The organism is Micromonospora sp. NPDC002717 (genome assembly GCF_040295705.1).
In the GTDB taxonomy this organism is placed as follows: domain Bacteria; phylum Actinomycetota; class Actinomycetes; order Mycobacteriales; family Micromonosporaceae; genus Micromonospora.
In genome coordinates, this window is record NZ_JBEOVW010000024.1 from 69947 (window position 1) to 87922 (window position 17976).

Here is a 17976-nt window from a genome sequence, read left to right on the forward strand (position 1 = left end):
GTCCGGCCCGCGCCGCCGGGTCACCCGTCGGGCTGCCCCGGGTGCCGGGTCACCAGTTGGGCTGCTCCGGCGCCGGGGGCAGCGGCACGCCGGGAGGCCGGAGCACGTACGCCACCCCGCCGCTGCCGGCCTGCCAGGCGGCCTCGAACCGGTCCCGGTCGACGGTCCGGCGCACCCCGTCGTCGTCCGGGGCGTACGGGTCGTTGAGCACCGGGGCGCCGGTGTCGGTGAAGCCCACCAGCACCAACAGGTGCCCGGCGGTGTCGTAGTCCAGGCCGGGCACCTGGCCGGCGGTGAACGCGGCGGAGACGATCAGCGGGATGCCGGCCGCCACGAACGCCTCCGCCTCGGCCAGCGAGCGCAGCCGGGTGACGAAGGCGTCCACCCCGTGCAGCCCGGCGTACGCGGTGTTGAACGGCCAGTTGCCGGCCCCGGCGTAGGCGTGGTCGTAGCAGTGCCGGGCGGCGTGCACCACCACCGGGCGGGGGCCGGCCGGGGTCACCCAGGCGTACCGGTCCGGGGCGGGGGCGGCGTCCCAGAAGGCGAGCACCATCGACGTGCAGGTGGGGCTGCACCAGGAGTCCCCGCCGCCGCCCCACTGCGGGTGCGCGCCGGCGTGCAGCCGCTGCGAGTAGCGCGGCACGTCCAGCACGGTGCCCCAGGCGGCCGGCGTCGTCCGGGCGGCACCGGGTGCGGCGGCCGGGGCCGGGGCGACTCCGGCGGGCCGGGCGTCCACGCCGGGCGGGGTTGCCACGGACGGTGGACCCTCGGCCGCCGGCCGGGTCGCCGCGGCCTCCGTGCGCGGTGCGGAGGCGACGGCCCCGACGGTGCGCAGCACCGGCGTGCCGCCGGTGTCGCCGTCCGCCGGCCGGAGCAGGGTCACCCGGGCCTGCCAGCCGGTGACCGTCGCGCCCGTGACCAGCAGGGTGTCCGTGTCCACCCGGGCGTCGGCGTCGCGCTGCCCCGGGACGGAGGTCCGGCGGAACGTCTCGTCGTCGGCGGCCCAGTCGGCGAGGACGTACCAGCCGGTGGCCGGGGCGTCGTCGTGCCAGCCCCGCAGCTCCACCCGCAGCCAGCAGCCGTCCGGGGTCTGCCCGGTCCACGAGGGCACCACGTCGCGGGCGGCGAAGCCGGCCGGCACGGGCGGCGAGGTCCAGCTGCCCGCGGCGTACCGGCGGGTGCGGCCGTCGGCGTCGGTGTGGTCGAGCCGGTCGACCGGGTCGGCCAGTTCGAGCCCCCCGGGGGCGGCGCGCAGCCCGGCCAGGACGCCCCGGTCCGCGTCGTCCGGCAGACGGAAGCCCCGGTAGGCGACGTCCCGCCCGGCCGTCGGCGCCGCGTCGGTCATGCGTCTCCCCGTCCGTCACGAAGGTTGATGCCGGAAGCATCGCGTACGACGAAGGTTTTCTGCAACGGTGGTCGGCCCGGACGGCGGGTGCGGCCCGGGTTGGCGGCCCGCACTAGGTTGTCGGGTGGTCAGGGCGCGAGGAGGCCGGGATGCGGGTACTGGTGGTCGAGGACGAGCGCAACCTCGCCGACGCGATCGTGCGGGGGCTGCGCAAGCGGGGCATGGCGGTGGACGTCGCCTACGACGGTGACAGCGGCCACGAGATGGCGTTCGTCACCCGCTACGACGTGGTGGTGCTGGACCGGGACCTGCCCGGCGTGCACGGCGACCAGATCTGCGCGGACCTGGCGGCCTCCGGCGCGCTCACCCGCGTGTTGATGCTGACCGCCAGCGGCACCGTCGCCGACCGCGTCGAGGGGTTGCAGCTCGGCGCCGACGACTACCTGCCCAAGCCGTTCGCCTTCGACGAGCTGGTCGCCCGGGTGCAGGCGCTCGGCCGGCGGGCCACCCCGGCCGCGCCGCCGGTGCTGGAACTCGCCGATCTGGTGCTCGACCCGGCCCGCCGGGTCGCCACCCGGGGCGGGCAGCCGGTCGACCTGACCAACAAGGAGTTCGGCGTGCTCTGCGAGCTGCTCAAGGCGCGCGGCGCGGTGGTCTCCAGCGAGGAACTGCTGGAGCGGGTCTGGGACGCCAACACCGACCCGTTCACCACCATCGTCCGGGTCACCGTGATGACGCTGCGCAAGAAGCTGGGCGACCCCCCACTGATCGAGACGGTGGTCGGCGCCGGCTACCGCACGGCGGAGGTGGCACGGTGAGCGCGAGGAGTGAGCCGGGGTCGCGGGCCCCGCGGTCCAAACCGAAGGACCCGGCCGTGCGGAGGCGCCTGCGGCCCACCCTGCGGCTGCGGCTGACCCTGCTCAACGGCGTGCTGCTGGTCGGCGCCGGGGCGATCCTGGTGCTGCTGGCCTGGCTGCTGGTCCGCGACGCGCTGCGCCCGACCGACGAGTTGCTCCCCGGCACGACCGTGGTGCTGGCCGACGGGCGGTCGCTGGACGCCGCGCAGTGGCAGCGGCAACTGGTCGACGCCGCCAGCACGGAGCTGCTGGTCAAGGGCCTGGTGGCGCTGCTGGCGATCAGCGTCGTCGGGGTGGCCGGGGCGTACGCGGTGGCCGGGCGGGCGCTGCGCCCGCTGCACCAGGTCACCGCCACCGCCCGGCGGCTCGGCGAGACCACCCTGGACCAGCGGATCGGCTATTCCGGCGCCGACGACGAGGTGGCCGAGCTGGCGAAGACGTTCGACGCGATGCTGGACCGGATCGCCGCCGCGTTCGAGGCGCAGAAGCGCTTCGTCGCCAACGCCTCGCACGAGCTGCGCACCCCCCTCGCCGTGATGCGTACCGAGATCGACGTGACGCTCAGCGACGACGAGGCGGACGCCGCCGAGTACCGCCGGATGGCCACCGTCGTGCGGGACGCCTCCGAGCGGGCCAACGGGCTCGTCGACGCCCTGCTGGTGCTGGCCCGCAGCGAGGCCCAGGCGGGCCGCCGGCTCGGCCGCCGCACTGAGTGCGACCTCGCCGCCGGCACCGCCAACGCCCTGTCGGCCGTACGCCGGGAGGTGGAGCGGATCGGGCTGCGGGTGCAGACCTCGCTGGAGTCCGCGCCGGTGGTCGGCGACCCCGGGCTGCTGGACCGGCTGGCCGGCAACCTGATCGAGAACGCGGTGCGTTACAACCACCTGCACGGCCGGCTCTGGGTGCGTACGGGCTCGGACGGGTGCCGGTCCTGGCTGGTGGTGGGCAACACCGGCTTCGAGGTGGACCAGGCCGACGTGCCGGGCCTGTTCGAGCCGTTCCGGCGCGGCGGCCGGGAGCGCACCGGCGCGCGCGGCTCGGGCCTCGGGCTCTCCATCGTCCGGGCGGTCTGCGACGCGCACGGCGGCACGGTCCGGGTGATCGCCCAGCCCGGCGGCGGGCTGGAGGTCACGGTGACCCTGCCGGCGGCGGAGGCCGCCCCGGCGGTGACCGCCGAGGAACCGGCCGCCGGGCGGTGACGCGGCACCGGGGGTTGCGGGGCGGGCCGGCCCGATGAAAGGATCATGCCGTCAGCCCGACATCCGGAGGGGGGTGCGTCGAATGTTCACCATCATGATCTCCGCGCCCCGTCTCGCCGGCTGACCCTCACGCATCCGGGGCGCCTCCATCCCCAGCGGAGGAACCCGTGTATCCACGGATCCACAACATCAGTTTCGATTGTCACGACACCTACGCCCTGTCCGGCTTCTGGTCGGCGGTGCTCGGCTACGCCCGGCACGCCGACGACGCACCGGGCGACCCGGAGGCGGTCCTGCTGCCGCCGGGTGGCGACACCACCCCGAGCGTGTTCTTCCAGCAGGTGCCCGAGGCCAAGACGGTCAAGAACCGGGTGCACGTCTGCCTGCAACCGGCCGGTCGGACCCGCGACCAGGAGGTCGAGCGGGTGCTCGGGCTCGGCGCGGTCCTGGTGGACGACCAGCGACGTGCCGACGGCACGGGCTGGGTGGTGCTCGCCGACCCGGAGGGCAACGAGTTCTGCGTCCTGCGCGGCGCGGCGGAGCGGGCGGGTGCGTCGACAGAGGAGGAACACCAGTGAGCGCGACCATCCACAACATCGGCATCGACTGCCGCGACACGTACGCCCTGGCCGGCTTCTGGGCGCAGGTCTTCGACTGCCCCCGGCAGCCGGACGACTTCCCCGGTGACCCGGAGGCCATGCTGCTGCCCCCGGGGGGCCCGGAGGTGCTCTTCCTGGCCGTGCCCGAGGGCAAGGAGGTGAAGAACCGCCTGCACCTCGACCTGGAGCCGGCGGACCGGACCCGGGACGAGGAGGTGGCGCGGCTGCTGGGCATCGGCGCCACCCACGTCTCCGACAACATCCGCCCGGACGGTTCGGGCTGGGTGGTGCTCGCCGACCCCGAGGGCAACGAGTTCTGCGTGCTGCGCAGCGCCGCCGAGCGGGCGGCCGCGGCGGGCTGACGCGGCAAGCTGGCACGGAGGGGCCCGTCACCGGTGGTGACGGGCCCCTCCGTGCCAGGCGGTCAGTACTTCTGCTCGATCTGGCCGCGGATCTCGACGAACTCCGCCGCCGCGGCGGCCGAGGACGAGAAGAACATCACGATGATCCCGACGCTGCCGTGGTCGGCCCACGCGCAGACGCCCAGCGGCACGTCGGCGGACTCGCCGTCGCCGCACCTGGCCTCGCCGCCGTTCGGGCCCGGGGCGATGCTGGTCAGCCTCTTGACCTTCAACTCGCTGGAGATCCCCTTGACCGCGTCGTCGAGTTCACGCTCGGGGTTGAGCACGAAGGTGGAGGCGGCGACCACCATGACCATGTCGCGCTCGTCGGCGCTGCCGTAGAAGGCGCCGGCCACGCCCGTCGCCTGCGGCACCGAGGTCTTCAGTTCCCGCACCATGTCGTCGGCCAGCTTCTTCAGCGTCGGCTCGGTGCTCTGCGGGCGGCCCGCGAGGGTCTCCGGCGTGACGACCCGGATCCGGGGGGTGGAACTGGTCTCCGGGGACGGGGCGGCCTCCGACGACGGCGGGGCGCTCGGCGTGGCGCTCGACGCCGGGGTCGCCGTCGGCGTCGGGTTCACGACCGGGGTGTCGTTGTCGGAGAGGGCGACGTAGCCCACGGCACCCCCGCCGAGGCAGAGCACCAGCAGCCCGACGATGCCCAGGGTCAGGACCAGGTTGAGGTGCGACCGTGCGGGCCCGCCACCCGGCTGGGGCGCGCCGGCGTACTGCGGCGGGTAGCCGGCGTGCGGGGCGGGTGGGAAGCCCTCCTGCGGCGTGACGGGATATCCGCCGTACGGCTGGGTGGGGTACGGGGCCGCGGGGGAGCCGGAGGCCGGCGCGGCGGACCAGCCGCCGTGGTACGGCGGCTGCCCGCCCGCCGGCGGCCAGCCCTCCGCTGGCGGCACGGGATAGCTGTCCGGCTGCGGCGGGTGGAAGTCGTAGTGGGTGTCGTGCTCATGCTGCCCGGACCAGGGATCGACCGGCGGTGAGGACATGGATCAGCTCCAGGCGACGTTGCGAACGCGTGATGGTAGCCAGCCACAACTGCGTCCCGCTATCCGCTTCCCGGCCGGGCGGGCCGCAACGACGATCGCGGTGGCCGCCACCATCCAAGCTGGACGGGGCAACCACCGCGAACGCGGGGGAGCGGGGTGGACTCAGGCGGGCAGGCTGGCGACTCCGCGCGGCAGGAACCGCTGGCCCGTCACCTGCTCCGAGGTGCCCGTCCGGTCCAGGTACGGCGTGACGCCGCCCAGGTGGAACGGCCAGCCGGCGCCGAGGATCATGCACAGGTCGATGTCCTGCGCCTCGGCGACGACGCCCTCGTCGAGCATGAGCCGGATCTCCTGGGCCAGCGCGTCGAGCGCGTTCTGGCGCACCTGCTCGGCGGTGAGCGGCTGGTCGCCGACCACCAGCAGCTTCGCCACCTCGTCGTTGACCTGGTCGTCGACGACGATCGGCTGACCGGAGTCGGCGATCCGCTTGAGGTTCTCGCTGACCCCGAACCGGTCCGGGAACGCGGCGTGCAGGGTGCCGCCCACGTGGTACGCGACAGCGGGCCCGACGAGCTGGAGCAGGGCGAGCGGGCGCATCGGCAGGCCCAGCGGGTCCAGCGCGCTGTTCGCCACGTCCAGCGGGGTGCCGGCGTCGACGGCCGCGAAGACGGTGCCCAGGAAGCGGGTGAGCAGCCGGTTGACCACGAACGCCGGCGCGTCCTTCACCAGCACCGAGGACTTCTTGAGCTGCTTGCCGACGGCGAAGGCGGTGGCGAGGGTGGCGTCGTCCGTCCGCTCGCCCCGGACGATCTCCAGCAGCGGCATCATGGCGACCGGGTTGAAGAAGTGGAAGCCGACCACCCGCTCCGGGTGCTCCAGCTCGGCCGCCATCGCGGTGACCGACAACGACGAGGTGTTCGTCGCCAGCACGGCCTCCGGCTTGACGATCTTCTCCAGCTCGGCCCAGACCTGCTTCTTGACGTTCAGGTCCTCGAACACGGCCTCGATGACGAAGTCGGCGTCCGCGAAGACGCCCTTGTCGACCGAGCCGCTGACCAGGCCGTACAGCTTGGCGGCGGTGCCCTTGTCCATCCGGCCCTTGCTCACGGCCTTCTCGATCTGGGTGTGCACGTAGCCGACGCCCTTGTCGACCCGGGCCTGGTCCAGGTCGGTCAGCACGACCGGCACCTGGAGGCGGCGGGCGAAGAGCAGGGCGAGCTGGCTGGCCATCAGGCCGGCGCCGACGATGCCCACCTTGGTGACCGGCCGGGCCAGGCCCTTGTCCGGCGCGCCGGCCGGCCGCTTGGCCCGCCGCTGCACCAGGTCGAAGGCGTACAGGCCGCTGCGCAGCTCCTCCGAGAAGACGAGGTCCGCCAGGGCCTCGTCCTCGGCGGCGGTGCCGGTCGCGAAGTCGGCGTCCTTCGCCGTCTCCAGCAGGTCCAGCGCCTTGTACGCGGCCGGGACCGCGCCGTGCAGCCGCTGGTCCAGGGTCGACCGGGCGAAGTAGAGCACGCCCGCCCACATGTCCTTGTCGACCTCGGGGCGGGTCACGGTGACCTCGCCGCGGACCACGCCGGCGGCCCACTCCAGGGACCGCTCCAGGAAGTCCGCCGGCTCCAGCAGCACGTCCGCGATGCCCATCTCGGCGGCCTGCTTCGGCTTGAGCATCCTGTTCTGCATCAGCGGGTTCTGGATGACCACCTGGGTCGCCGCCGGGATGCCGATCAGGTTCGGCAGCAACTGGGTGCCGCCCCAGCCGGGGACCAGGCCGAGGGAGACCTCGGGCAGGGCCAGCGCCGCGGCGCCGCCGGAGAGCGTCCGGTAGTGGCAGTGCAGGGCCAGCTCCAGGCCGCCGCCCATCGCCGCGCCGTTGACGAAGGCGAAGGTCGGGATCTCGCTGTCCCGGAGCCGGGCGAAGACCCGGTGGCCGAGCCGGCCGATCTCCAGGGCCTGCTCGCGGTCGGCGAGCTGCGGGAGGCTGGTGAGGTCCGCGCCCACGCAGAAGACGTACGGCTTGCCGGTGACCGCGATGAACGCCGGGTTCGCCGCCACGGCGGCGGTGATCGCCTCGTCCAGGCTGGTCAGGCCGCCCGGGCCGAAGCTGTTCGGCTTGGTGTGGTCGAAGCCGTTGTCCAGGGTGATCAGGGCGGCCGGCCGGTCCAGCCCCGGTACGTTCACCGAGCGCAGCAGCGCCTTGGTGACAACCTCGTTCGGTGCGGCGAGGCTCACTTGTCTCCACCCTCCCAGTGCGGGTTCTCCCAGATCACGGTGCCGCCCATGCCGATGCCGATGCACATGGCGGTGAGGCCGTAGCGGACCTCCGGGTGCTCGGCGAACTGCCGGGCGAGCTGCGTCATCAGCCGCACGCCCGAGGAGGCGAGCGGGTGACCGATGGCGATCGCGCCGCCCCACGGGTTGACCCGGGGGTCGTCGTCGGCGATGCCGAAGTGGTCGAGGAAGGCGAGCACCTGCACGGCGAACGCCTCGTTCAGCTCGAACAGGCCGATGTCGTCGATGGTCAGGCCGGCGAGGCGCAGCGCCTTCTCGGTCGACGGGATCGGGCCGACGCCCATCACCTCGGGCTCGACGCCGACGAAGCCGAACGAGACCAGCCGCATGGCGACCGGCAGGCCCAGCTCGCGGGCGACGTCCTCGGAGGCGAGCAGGCTGGCGGTGGCGCCGTCGTTCAGGCCGGCCGCGTTGCCCGCGGTGACCTTGCCGTGCGGGCGGAACGGGGTCTTCAGGGTGGCGAGCTTCTCCAGCGAGGTGTCCCGGGGCGCCTCGTCCACCGTGGCCAGGCCCCAGCCGCCGTCGGCGTCGCGGATCGCCATCGGCACCAGGTCGTCCTGGAGCTTGCCGTTGGCGTACGCCTTCGCGGTCTTCTGTTGCGAGGCGAGCGCGAAGGCGTCGGTGCGCTCCTTGGTGACGTGCGGGACGCGGTCGTGCAGGTTCTCCGCGGTCGCACCCATGACCAGCGCGGACGGGTCGACCAGCTTCTCGGCGACGATCCGCGGGTTGGGGTCGACGCCCTCGCCCATCGGGTGGCGGCCCATGTGCTCGACGCCCCCGGCGATGGCGACGTCGTACGCGCCCATGGCGATGCCGCTGGCGACGGTGGTCACCGCGGTCATCGCGCCGGCACACATCCGGTCGATCGCGAAACCGGGGACGGTCTTGGGCAGGCCGGCCAGCAGGGCGGCCGTCCGGCCGATGGTCAGGCCCTGGTCGCCGATCTGGGTGGTGGCGGCGATGGCGACCTCCTCGACCCGCTCCGGCGGCAGCTGCGGGTTGCGGCGCAGCAGTTCGCGGATGCAGCGGATCACCAGGTCGTCGGCGCGGGTGTTGGCGTACATGCCACCCGCCTTGCCGAAGGGGGTGCGGACGCCGTCGACGAAGACGACATCCCGGACTTCACGGGGCACTGGAGCCTCCTTTTCGACCATGATTCGGCCTCCGCGCCGACAGGCGGCACGACGGACCGAATGAAGGTCGCCGGCACGGGCGTGTTCCTCCGGATGCTACTCGCCAGTAACCACCGTCGGCACCCACTCCCATGTGGCCAACCCCACACCCACCCCACCTCCGCCCCCCTGGCCCCGTCCCCACCCGGTGCGCGCGTTGTTGTCGCCCCGACCGGGGCGACAACAACCTCATGATCAACGGCGAGGTGGCGGGGGAGGGAGGGGCGGGGGTCAGGGGGATGGGGGTGGGTCGGTGAGGGCCTCGGTGAGGTCGGGGAGGAGGAGGGCGATCTGCCACTCGCGGGCGTTGAAGCCGCGCAGCGTCTCTGTCACGGTCTCCTCGGTGATCTCCTCCGGGGGGACCCAGGCCAGGCGGCGGATCGTGTCGGGGGTGATCAGGTTCTCCGGGGGCAGGCGGTGCGCCCCGGCGATCCGGACCACCACCTCCCGGCACCGGGCCAGCCGGGCTGCCGCCACCGGGTCCCGCTCGGCCCAGCGGTGCGGCGGCGGGGGACCCTCGACCGTCGGGGCGACCGGCAGCGCGTCCTCCGGCAGTTGCCGGGCGTCGTCCAGCGCCGCCAGCCAGGTGCGGGCCAGCCGCCGCACCGAGCGGCCGCCGAATCCGGGCAGGGTGAGCAGCGTCTTCTCGTCCTTCGGGTCCAGCTCGGCCGCCGCGACGATGGCCGAGTCCGGCAGCACCCGCCCCGGGGCGGCGTCCCGTCGGGCCGCGATCTGGTCCCGGGCGTACCAGAGGGAGCGCACGCGCGCCTGCGCGCGCGCCCCGCGCACCCGGTGGATGCCGGAGGTGCGGCGCCACGGCTCGGCGCGGACCCGGGGCGGCCGGGCGCCGGTGCGCACCAGCGCGGCGAACTCCTCCGCCGCCCAGGCGGACTTGCCCTGCCGGGTCAGCTCCTCGTCGAGCGCGTCGCGCAGGTCGACCAGCATCTCCACGTCCAGCGCCGCGTAGGTGAGCCAGGACTCCGGGAGTGGGCGACTCGACCAGTCGGCGGCCGAGTGGTGCTTCTCCAGGCTGTAGCCGAGTAGCTGCTCGGTCAGCGCGGCCAGGCCGACCCGCTCGAACCCGGCCAGCCGGGCGGCCAGTTCGGTGTCGAAGAGCCGGCGCGGGCGCAGCCCCACCTCGGCCAGGCAGGGCAGATCCTGGCTGGCCGCGTGGAGCACCCACTCGGCCTCGCCGATCACCTCGTCGAGGGCGGTCAGGTCGGGCAGCGGCAGCGGGTCGATCAACGCCGTGCCGGAGCCGGCCCGGCGCAGCTGCACCAGGTATGCCCGCTGGCTGTAGCGGTAGCCCGAGGCCCGCTCGGCGTCCAGGGCGACCGGGCCGGTGCCGGCGGCGAAGCGGGCCACGACCTCGGCGAGCTCGTCCGGCGTGGCCGCCGGCTGGGGTGTGCCCTCGCGCGGGGCGGTCAGCGGAACGGGCCCGTCGGCGTGCGGTTCGGTCCCCGCGTCCTCCGGCTCCGGCCGGGCCGACGGCGGGTGGTGCGCTTCGTTTCCCGTGCGGCTTTCGGCGGCCCGACGGCGCAGGGGTGGTTCGTCGGTCACCTGACAACCCTAGTGCGCGACGCGATCCGGCGGGTGCAGCCGGTCCGGTGCGTGTCGATCGGACGGTCGGCCGGGTCCTTACCCCAGCCGGACATCGGGGAAGACAAACCCCTTTCGCGCAGGTACGGTCCATCGAGCCGTTTGCGCCGGTACGGCATCATCAGGCCCCGGGACACCGCGGGGCGGCTACGGGGAGGGCAAGGCGATCATGACTGCTGGCTACGGGTCGGCGGACACGGGTCCGGCGGGGCCGGGCGACGGGAGCTACCGGCCGGGGCCGCTGCCGCCCCGGATCGAGCCGCCCGCGCCGGCGTACCCGCCGAACGTCCCGGGGCAGGCCCCCGCCGCGCCGCCGCGGACGACCTGGTCACCGCCGCAGCAACAGGGCCAGTGGGGCGCCGCCCCGGTCGCCCCCGCCGGCTGGGGGCAGGGTGGCGCGCCGTCCGCCGCCCCGACAGCCCCCGGCGGCCCGACGTCCGCCGGAGTCGCCCCGGGCGCCGGCTGGCCTCCCGCCGCCGGGCAGGCGTCCCCGGGCGCCCCCGGGCAGCCGCCCGTGCCCGGCCAGCCGCCGGCCGCCGGGCCGGCCCAGCCGTACCCCGCCGGCCCCGTCCAGGCGGGCGCCGCGCCGGCCTCCCGGGGCCGCTGGCTGACCGTCACCGCGCTCGTGCTCGCCGGCCTGCTGGCCGTGGTGACGGGCGTGCAGGCGTACCAGATCCACCGGCTCTCGGACCGGCTCGGCGACACCGACCGCCGGCTGGACGCGGCGCAGGCGGGCGACGGGACCCGGCTCGACGGGCTGGAGAGCCGGGCCGAGGCGCTGGAGAAGCAGGCGGGCGCCGCGTTCAACCCGGAGGCCGTCGCCAGCGCGGTGCTGCCCAGCGTGTTCCGGGTCCGGGCCGGCAACTCCACCGGCACGGCGTTCGCCATCGGCAAGCCGGCCGCCGGCGGGGGCACCAACCTGTTCACGAACTACCACGTGGTGGAGTCGGTCTGGGAGGCCGGCGAGCGGGAGGTCTTCCTGGAGCGCACCGACCAGCGTTTCCCGGCGACCATCGTCAGGGTCGACGAGGCGAACGACGTCGCCCACCTGCGGACCACCGGCAAGTTCACCGGCCTGGTCGCCGCGCCGGCCGCCGTGAAGTCCGGGCAGCAGATCGTCGTCGTCGGCGCGCCGCTCGGCCTGGAGGACAGCGTCACCACCGGCGTGGTGAGCGCCTTCCGCGAGGCGGGCGGCGGCCAGGGTCCCGTCATCCAGTTCGACGCCCCGATCAACCCCGGCAACTCCGGCGGCCCGGTGATCAACGGCAGCAAGCAGGTGGTCGGCATCGCCACCGCCAAGGCCCGCGACGCCGAGGGGATCGGCCTCGCCGTGCCGATCAAGGTCGCCTGCGACGGTTTCAAGATCTGCTGACCCGGTCAGCACCCGATCCGTACCCACCCGGTCCGGCGACCATGCCACCCGGACCAGCTCACGTGGAGGAAGAACGACATGTCCCAGCCACCGACCGGGCCGGGCGGCTACCCGCCGTACCCGCCGCAGCCGCCGGCCGCGCCCGGTCAGCCGCCGTCGGGCGGCGCCCCGCACGGCACCACCTACGGCACCACCTACGGCACTCCCCGCCAGCACACCCCCGAGCCGGCCGTACCGCAGCAGTACGGCGCCCAGCCCGCCGGGTCCGCCGGCTACCCGCAGTCCGTGCCGCCCGCCGGGTCCGCCGGTTATCCGCAGTCCGCGCCGCCCGCCGGCTCCGCCGGTTATCCGCAGTCCGCGCCGCCGGCCGGGTCCGGCTACGCCCCGGCCGGCACGCCGGCCGCCGCGCCCCAGGCCGGCCAGGTCTCCGTACCGCCCGCCTTCGGGCAGCCGATGTCCGTGCCCCCGGCGTCCGGGCCGGCGTACGGGCAGCCGATGTCCGTCCCGCCCGGCTCCGCCCCGCCCTTCGGCGCCCCCGCGCCGGGTGCCGGCAAGAGCCGCAAGGTGCTGGTCCTGGCCGTGGTGGCCGGGCTGCTCTTCGTCCTCGGCGGGGTGATGACCGGCCTGTTCGTCAGCACGAGCAGCGAGCTGGACCGCACCGAGAAGAAGATGGCCAGCGAGGTCAGCCAGCGCGACGGCACCATCGCGGCCAACGGCAAGGAGATCGAGAAGCTCAAGGTCGACCTCCAGACGGTGAAGGACAAGCTCGGCGACACCGAGCAGGACCTCACCGGCACCCGCAACGACCGGGACGAGCAGGCCCGGCAGAAGAAGGTCATCGCCAACTGCCTCGACAAGCTCACCACCGCGCTCGGCGCGGCGGCGGCCGGCAACAAGGCGGCCTACGACAAGGCCGTCCAGGGCATGGACAAGGTCTGCAACGAGGCCGAGAAGTATCTGTGAGGTGACCCGTCGCGGGGTCAGGCCGCGCCGGCGGGGCGACGCTCCGGCAGCGCGGTCACCCCGGGCGGGGGCAGCCCGGCGGTCGAGGCCAGCAGCGCACACCAGGCGAGCAGATGCGGGGCGAGGTCGTCGTCGACCGGTGTCCAGGAGGCGCGGATCTCGATGTCGCCGGCCGCGGGCGGCCCGGCCAGGTCGCCGAACCGGGTCGACATGGTCTGGGTGATCGTGCCGCCGATCGCGGTGTGACCGGCGTCCTGCGCGTCCAGGGCGTCGGTCAGCCACGTCCAGCCCACTCCGGGCAGCAGCGGGTCGGCGGCCAGGTCGACCTCCAGCTCCGCCGTCACGTAGGTGACCAGCCGCAGGTCGCCCCGCCACGCCTCGTGCCCGGCCGGGTCGTGCAGCAGGATCAGTCGCCCGGAGGCCACCTCGTCGTCGTCGCGCACGACGGTGGCGGAGAGCGCGAAGGCGTACGGGGCGAGGCGCTGCGGCGCGCCGATCTCCTCCAGCACGATCTCCGACCGGGGTGCCGCGGACCGCAGCCCGGCGACCGCGCGGGCGAAGGTCTCCGGGAGCGCGATCGGGGGGGCCATGCCGGCAGCCTATGCCCGGCGACCCGCCGCCGCCGGAAACGGCACGCCGGGAGCCGGCCCTCCCGCGGCCCGCGTGCGACGGCCCGGCGGCCGGGGAAGCCCCGCCGGAGGCGCCTTCGTCCCGGCGGGCTGACGGGGGTCACAAAAGGCGGCGCTGCCCGCTGCCGCGCGCATGCCGCGTGGCACGATGGCCGCGATGACCACCACCACGACGGGCGACGACGCCCGAGACGAAGACCTCCGCTCCGGCGGACCGGCCGGCTCGCCCTTCGTCCGGGCCTGCCGGCGTCGGCCCGTCCCGCACACCCCGGTCTGGTTCATGCGGCAGGCCGGCCGGTCGCTGCCGGAGTACCGCGAGATCCGGGCCAACGTGGCGATGCTGGAGTCCTGCCGCCGCCCCGAGCTGGTTACCGAGATCACCCTCCAGCCGGTACGCCGGCACGGGGTGGACGCCGCGATCCTGTTCAGCGACATCGTCGTGCCGGTCGCCGCCGCCGGGGTGGACCTGGACATCGTGCCCGGCACCGGCCCCGTGGTGGCCGAGCCGGTGCGCACCCTGCCCGACGTGGAACGGATCCGGCCGATCACCCGCGACGACGTCTCCTACGTGGACGAGGCGGTCCGGCTGCTCGTCGCCGAGCTGGGCGACACCCCGCTGATCGGCTTCGCCGGCGCGCCGTTCACCCTGGCCAGCTACCTGGTCGAGGGCGGCCCGTCGCGCACCCACGCGAAGACCAAGGCCCTCATGTACGGCCAGCCGGAGCTGTGGCACGCGCTCTGCCGCCGGCTGGCCGAGGTGACGCTGGAGTTCCTGCGGGTCCAGGTGGCCGCCGGGGTCTCCGCGGTGCAGCTCTTCGACTCGTGGGCCGGCGCGCTGTCCGAGGCCGACTACCGCCGCTTCGTGCTGCCGCACTCCGCCGCGGTGCTCGCGGAGCTGGCCGACGCGGGCGTGCCCCGGATCCACTTCGGGGTGGGCACCGGCGAGCTGCTCGGCGCGATGGGCGAGGCCGGCGCCGACGTGGTCGGCGTCGACTGGCGTACGCCGCTGGACGTGGCGACCCGCCGGATCGGCCCGGACAAGGCCGTGCAGGGCAACCTCGACCCGTGCGTGCTGCTCGCGCCGTGGCCGGTCGTCGAGGGCGAGGTGCGCCGGATCCTGGAGCAGGGCCGGGCCGCGCCCGGGCACGTGTTCAACCTGGGGCACGGCGTGCTGCCGGAGACCGACCCCGACGTGCTGACCCGGGTGGTGGCCCTGGTGCACGAGCTGTCCGCCGAGCCGGCGGGCAGGGGCTGAGCGGCATGCGGGCGCCGTGGCGGGTGGCGGTGGTCGGCGGCGGGATCGCCGGGCTGGCCGCCGCGGTCCGGTTGCGCGACCGCGCCCCCGCCGACACCGAGATCACCGTGTACGAGCAGTCCGGCGCGCTCGGCGGCAAGCTGCGCACCGGCGAGCTGGCTGGCTCGGCGGTGGAGTTCGGGGCGGAGTCGTTCCTGATGCGCGACCCGGCCGGGGGCGAGTCCGCCGCCGTGGCCCTGGTCCGCCGGCTCGGCCTGGGCGAACGCATCGTGCACCCCACCGTCGGGCAGGCCGCGCTGGTGGTCGACGGCGCGCTGCGCCCGATCCCGGGCGGCACGCTGGTGGGCGTACCGGGGGATCTGGAGCGGGTGACCACGGTCGCGCGCCCGGCGGCGGACGCCGACACCGACGCCGGCCGGCCGCTGCTCGGCGCGGACGACGACGTCTCGGTCGGCGCGCTGGTCCGGGCCCGGTTCGGCGACGAGGTGGTCGACCGGCTGGTCGACCCGATGCTCGGCGGCGTCTACGCGGGCCGGGCCGACGACCTGTCCCTGGCGACCACCATGCCGGCGCTGGCCCGGGCCGCCCGGGTGGAGCACACTCTGGTGGGGGCGGTGCGCGCCGCGCAGGCCGCCGCTCCCCGGTCGCCGGGTACGCCGGTCTTCGGCACCCTGGCCGGTGGGCTCAGCACGCTGGTCCAGGCCGCGGCGGCGGCGAGCGGGGCGACGATCCGGCGGGACGCGGCCGTGCGCGAGCTGACCCCGACCGGGGCCGGGTGGCGGCTGACCGTCGGCCCGACCCGCGCCCCGGAGCTGGTCGACGTCGACGCCGTGGTGCTGGCCGTGCCGGCCCGGCCGGCGGCGCGGCTGCTCGGCGGTCCGGCGCCGGCGGCGGCCGAGCGCGTCGGCGAACTGGACTACGCCAGCGTCGCGCTGGTCACCCTCGCGCTGCCCGCGCCGGAGCTGCCCGAGCTGTCCGGCTTCCTGGTGCCCGGCACCGAGGGGCTGCTGATCAAGGCGTCGACCTTCTTCACCACGAAGTGGGGGCACCTGCGCCGGGCGGACGGGCTGGCGCTGGTCCGCGCCTCCGTCGGCCGGTACGGCGAGGAGCGGCAGGTGCAGCGCACCGACGAGGACCTGGTCGCCACCGTGCACCGGGAACTGTCGGCGGTGCTCGGTGTGCCGCTGCCCACCCCGGTCGCCGGGCACGTGCAGCGCTGGGGCGGGTCGCTGCCGCAGTACACCCCGGGTCACGCCGACCGGGTGGCCGCCGCGCGGGCGGTCCTGCGGGCGCACCACCCGACGCTCGTCCTGGCCGGCGCCGGGTACGACGGCGTCGGCATCCCGGTCTGCGTCCGCTCCGGCGAGACGGCGGCCGAAGAGATCATCACAGCACTGGGAGGATCGGGGACATGACCGAGCAGACCAACGCGGCCCGGCTGCGGGAGCTCAACGCCAGCATCCGCTACACCATGTGGTCGGTGTACCGGGCCAGCAGCCCACTTCCGTCGCTGCGTGAGAACGTCACCGGCGAGGTCGAGACCCTCTTCGAGGAACTGGCCGGCAAGGACGTGGTCGTCCGCGGCACGTACGACGTCTCGGGCCTGCGCGCCGACGCGGACCTGCTGATCTGGTGGCACGCCGCCTCCAGCGACGACCTCCAGGACGCGTACCTGCGGTTCCGTCGCACCACCCTGGGGCGGGCGCTCACCCCGGTCTGGTCCCAGATGGCGCTGCACCGGCCGGCGGAGTTCAACAAGAGCCACATCCCGGCGTTCCTGGCCGGCGAGGAGGCGCGCCCGTACCTGTGTGTCTACCCGTTCGTCCGCTCCTACGAGTGGTACCTGCTGCCGGACGCCGAGCGGCGCGAGCTGCTCGCGGAGCACGGCAAGATGGCCCGCGGCTACCCCGACGTGCGGGCCAACACGGTCGCCTCGTTCGCGCTCGGCGACTACGAGTGGATGCTGGCGTTCGAGGCCGACGAGCTGCACCGGATCGTCGACCTGATGCGCGACCTGCGGGGCTCCGGCGCCCGCCGGCACGTCCGGGAGGAGATCCCGTTCTACACCGGCCGCCGCCGCTCGGTCGCCGACATCGTCAACGGCCTCGTCTGACGTAGGCCCGAGACCGGCCCGCACCGCGCTGTCGAGCTGCCCCGTCCGGTGGGGCGGCGGCCCTTCCGGCGCTGGTCTCACCGGTGGGGCAGCTCGACAGCGCCCGGAGGAGGGCTGGCCCGCCGGGCGGCCCGGCGCTCCGCTCTGCCCGGAGGCAGTCATGTCTGTTGGCGTTGGGCGATGCCTTCCCGGCGCATCGGGGTGTGCGGGATGCCGTCCTCGACGTAGTCGGGGCCGCTGACGGCGAAGCCGTGCCGGGCGTAGAAGTCGACCAGGTGGGACTGGGCCTCCAGCACGCACGGGCGGTCGCCGACCACCTCCAGCGCCGCCGCCATCAGCCGACCGGCGTGCCCGCCGCCGCGTGCCCGCGGCGTGACCACCACCCGCCCGATCCGCGCCACGCCGCCCGGGTCGGCGAGGATCCGCAGGTACGCCGTCGGCGCGCCGCCGTCGTCGAGCCACAGGTGCCGGGTGCCGGGCTCGACGTCCCGCCCGTCGAGTTCCGGGTACGGGCACGCCTGCTCGACCACGAACACGTCGATCCGGAGCCGGAGCAGGTCGTGGAAGGTGCGGGCGTCCAGGTCGGCGAACGAGGCGACCCGGACCGGAAGGTTCTGCGGCGGCATGCGGCGATGGTAGATCGACTCAGGGGCTGCGCGTGTCGCCGAGTGACTCCAGCAGGGTCCGCAGGGTGTCCGCGAGGGTGTCGCGCTGCGCCGGGGTGAGCGCGGCGAGCAGCCGGTTCTCGGTGGCGACGTGGTCGGGCAGGACCCGGTCGATGAGCGCCAGTCCCTCGTCGGTGAGGCCGACCTGCACCGCGCGGCCGTCGGTGTCGCTGCGGGTGCGGGTCACCAGGTTGCGTGCCTCGAGCCGGTCGAGTCGCTGGGTGACGGCGCCGGAGGTGACCATCGACGAGTGCATCAGCTGGGTCGGGGTCAGCCGGTGGGGCGGGTCGCTGCGGCGCAGCGTGGCGAGCACGTCGAAGGACGCGGAGTCGAGGCCGTGCGCGCTGAACGTGCGGTGCAGTTCCGCCCCGGTGAGCCGGTAGAGCCGGGACAGGCGACCGAACACCCCCATCGGGGAGGCGTCCAGATCCGGTCGTTGGGCGGCCCATTGCTCCAGCACCCGGTCGACGTGATCGGCCATCCGATCACCCTAGCAGCGGTGCCTTAGTGGTGAGGTAGTTCA

Annotated in this window: 17 protein-coding genes; 9 read left to right on the forward strand and 8 right to left on the reverse strand. The window is 74.9% G+C overall.

Annotated elements, in window-relative coordinates:
* Positions 1-49 precede the first annotated feature (49 nt).
* The gene (locus tag ABT006_RS27540) at positions 50-1345 is read right to left on the reverse strand and encodes a C39 family peptidase (RefSeq protein ID WP_350711017.1); all 1296 of its coding nucleotides are present in this window, start codon (positions 1343-1345) and stop codon (positions 50-52) included.
* A 149-nt stretch (positions 1346-1494) separates the two neighbouring features.
* On the opposite strand from ABT006_RS27540, the gene ABT006_RS27545 reads away from it, so the two are divergent.
* The 4 genes from ABT006_RS27545 to ABT006_RS27560 all read left to right on the forward strand — a co-directional run bounded on the left by ABT006_RS27545 (position 1495) and on the right by ABT006_RS27560 (position 4362).
* Positions 1495-2163, forward strand: a complete 669-nt coding sequence (locus ABT006_RS27545) for a response regulator transcription factor (protein WP_350711019.1) — start codon at positions 1495-1497, stop codon at positions 2161-2163.
* Positions 2164-2219: 56 nt separating this feature from the next.
* Positions 2220-3401 (forward strand): sensor histidine kinase, encoded by a 1182-nt coding sequence (locus tag ABT006_RS27550; RefSeq protein ID WP_350711021.1) that lies wholly within the window; start codon positions 2220-2222, stop codon positions 3399-3401.
* Positions 3402-3568: 167 nt separating this feature from the next.
* Entirely contained in the window at positions 3569-3979 is a 411-nt protein-coding gene (locus ABT006_RS27555) for a VOC family protein (RefSeq protein WP_350711022.1), read from the forward strand.
* A complete protein-coding gene (locus ABT006_RS27560) occupies positions 3976-4362 on the forward strand; it encodes a VOC family protein (protein WP_350711024.1) in 387 nt (128 codons plus the stop codon). Before ABT006_RS27555 ends, ABT006_RS27560 begins: the two co-directional genes overlap by 4 nt.
* A gap of 62 nt (positions 4363-4424) precedes the next feature.
* Here the strand turns inward: ABT006_RS27560 and ABT006_RS27565 are convergent, their stop codons facing one another.
* The 4 genes from ABT006_RS27565 to ABT006_RS27580 form a co-directional block, all read right to left on the reverse strand.
* A complete protein-coding gene (locus ABT006_RS27565) occupies positions 4425-5396 on the reverse strand; it encodes a RodZ family helix-turn-helix domain-containing protein (RefSeq protein WP_350711026.1) in 972 nt (323 codons plus the stop codon).
* Between the two features lie 162 nt (positions 5397-5558).
* Complete coding sequence (locus tag ABT006_RS27570) at positions 5559-7625, reverse strand: 3-hydroxyacyl-CoA dehydrogenase NAD-binding domain-containing protein (protein ID WP_350711028.1); 2067 nt, start codon at positions 7623-7625, stop codon at positions 5559-5561.
* On the reverse strand, positions 7622-8818 hold the full coding sequence (locus ABT006_RS27575) for a thiolase family protein (RefSeq protein ID WP_350711030.1): 1197 nt from the start codon (positions 8816-8818) through the stop codon (positions 7622-7624). Before ABT006_RS27575 ends, ABT006_RS27570 begins: the two co-directional genes overlap by 4 nt.
* A 270-nt stretch (positions 8819-9088) precedes the next feature.
* The gene (locus tag ABT006_RS27580; protein WP_350711032.1) at positions 9089-10417 is read right to left on the reverse strand and encodes a ribonuclease D; all 1329 of its coding nucleotides are present in this window, start codon (positions 10415-10417) and stop codon (positions 9089-9091) included.
* Positions 10418-10625: 208 nt separating this feature from the next.
* Here ABT006_RS27580 and ABT006_RS27585 point away from each other — a divergent pair, with 208 nt between their 5' ends.
* Both ABT006_RS27585 and ABT006_RS27590 read left to right on the forward strand, forming a co-directional pair.
* Entirely contained in the window at positions 10626-11828 is a 1203-nt protein-coding gene (locus ABT006_RS27585; protein WP_350711034.1) for a trypsin-like peptidase domain-containing protein, read from the forward strand.
* A gap of 78 nt (positions 11829-11906) precedes the next feature.
* Positions 11907-12791 carry a hypothetical protein gene (locus ABT006_RS27590; RefSeq protein WP_350711036.1) on the forward strand — a complete coding sequence of 295 codons (885 nt, stop codon included), beginning with the start codon at positions 11907-11909 and terminating at the stop codon, positions 12789-12791.
* A gap of 17 nt (positions 12792-12808) precedes the next feature.
* Here the strand turns inward: ABT006_RS27590 and ABT006_RS27595 are convergent, their stop codons facing one another.
* The gene (locus tag ABT006_RS27595; RefSeq protein WP_350711038.1) at positions 12809-13381 is read right to left on the reverse strand and encodes a DUF3000 domain-containing protein; all 573 of its coding nucleotides are present in this window, start codon (positions 13379-13381) and stop codon (positions 12809-12811) included.
* 196 nt (positions 13382-13577) lie between these two features.
* Here ABT006_RS27595 and hemE point away from each other — a divergent pair, with 196 nt between their 5' ends.
* From hemE to hemQ, 3 genes are read left to right on the forward strand one after another with little or no spacing between them, the layout of a single operon-like run.
* Positions 13578-14675, forward strand: coding sequence for a uroporphyrinogen decarboxylase (gene hemE / locus ABT006_RS27600; protein WP_350711040.1), 1098 nt, complete (start codon positions 13578-13580; stop codon positions 14673-14675).
* A gap of 5 nt (positions 14676-14680) precedes the next feature.
* Positions 14681-16090 carry a protoporphyrinogen oxidase gene (gene hemG / locus ABT006_RS27605; protein ID WP_350711042.1) on the forward strand — a complete coding sequence of 470 codons (1410 nt, stop codon included), beginning with the start codon at positions 14681-14683 and terminating at the stop codon, positions 16088-16090.
* Positions 16087-16788: a hydrogen peroxide-dependent heme synthase gene (gene hemQ, locus ABT006_RS27610; RefSeq protein ID WP_350711044.1), complete on the forward strand. Its 702-nt coding sequence runs from the start codon at positions 16087-16089 to the stop codon at positions 16786-16788. Before hemG ends, hemQ begins: the two co-directional genes overlap by 4 nt.
* A 158-nt stretch (positions 16789-16946) precedes the next feature.
* Here the strand turns inward: hemQ and ABT006_RS27615 are convergent, their stop codons facing one another.
* Both ABT006_RS27615 and ABT006_RS27620 read right to left on the reverse strand, forming a co-directional pair.
* Positions 16947-17414 (reverse strand): GNAT family N-acetyltransferase, encoded by a 468-nt coding sequence (locus ABT006_RS27615; RefSeq protein ID WP_350711046.1) that lies wholly within the window; start codon positions 17412-17414, stop codon positions 16947-16949.
* Positions 17415-17433: 19 nt separating this feature from the next.
* The gene (locus ABT006_RS27620) at positions 17434-17934 is read right to left on the reverse strand and encodes a MarR family winged helix-turn-helix transcriptional regulator (protein ID WP_350711048.1); all 501 of its coding nucleotides are present in this window, start codon (positions 17932-17934) and stop codon (positions 17434-17436) included.
* Between the last annotated feature and the right edge of the window lie 42 nt (positions 17935-17976).

Bases quoted from the DNA above. Each gene is read 5' to 3' on its own strand.
- ABT006_RS27565 (WP_350711026.1), bottom strand. From the start codon at position 5,396: ATGTCCTCACCGCCGGTCGATCCCTGGTCCGGGCAGCATGAGCACGAC.
- ABT006_RS27545 (WP_350711019.1), top strand. From the start codon at position 1,495: ATGCGGGTACTGGTGGTCGAGGACGAGCGCAACCTCGCCGACGCGATC.
- hemE (WP_350711040.1), top strand. From the start codon at position 13,578: ATGACCACCACCACGACGGGCGACGACGCCCGAGACGAAGACCTCCGC.
- ABT006_RS27590 (WP_350711036.1), top strand. From the start codon at position 11,907: ATGTCCCAGCCACCGACCGGGCCGGGCGGCTACCCGCCGTACCCGCCG.
- ABT006_RS27615 (WP_350711046.1), bottom strand. From the start codon at position 17,414: ATGCCGCCGCAGAACCTTCCGGTCCGGGTCGCCTCGTTCGCCGACCTG.
- ABT006_RS27595 (WP_350711038.1), bottom strand. From the start codon at position 13,381: ATGGCCCCCCCGATCGCGCTCCCGGAGACCTTCGCCCGCGCGGTCGCC.
- ABT006_RS27585 (WP_350711034.1), top strand. From the start codon at position 10,626: ATGACTGCTGGCTACGGGTCGGCGGACACGGGTCCGGCGGGGCCGGGC.
- hemG (WP_350711042.1), top strand. From the start codon at position 14,681: ATGCGGGCGCCGTGGCGGGTGGCGGTGGTCGGCGGCGGGATCGCCGGG.
- ABT006_RS27540 (WP_350711017.1), bottom strand. From the start codon at position 1,345: ATGACCGACGCGGCGCCGACGGCCGGGCGGGACGTCGCCTACCGGGGC.
- hemQ (WP_350711044.1), top strand. From the start codon at position 16,087: ATGACCGAGCAGACCAACGCGGCCCGGCTGCGGGAGCTCAACGCCAGC.
- ABT006_RS27620 (WP_350711048.1), bottom strand. From the start codon at position 17,934: ATGGCCGATCACGTCGACCGGGTGCTGGAGCAATGGGCCGCCCAACGA.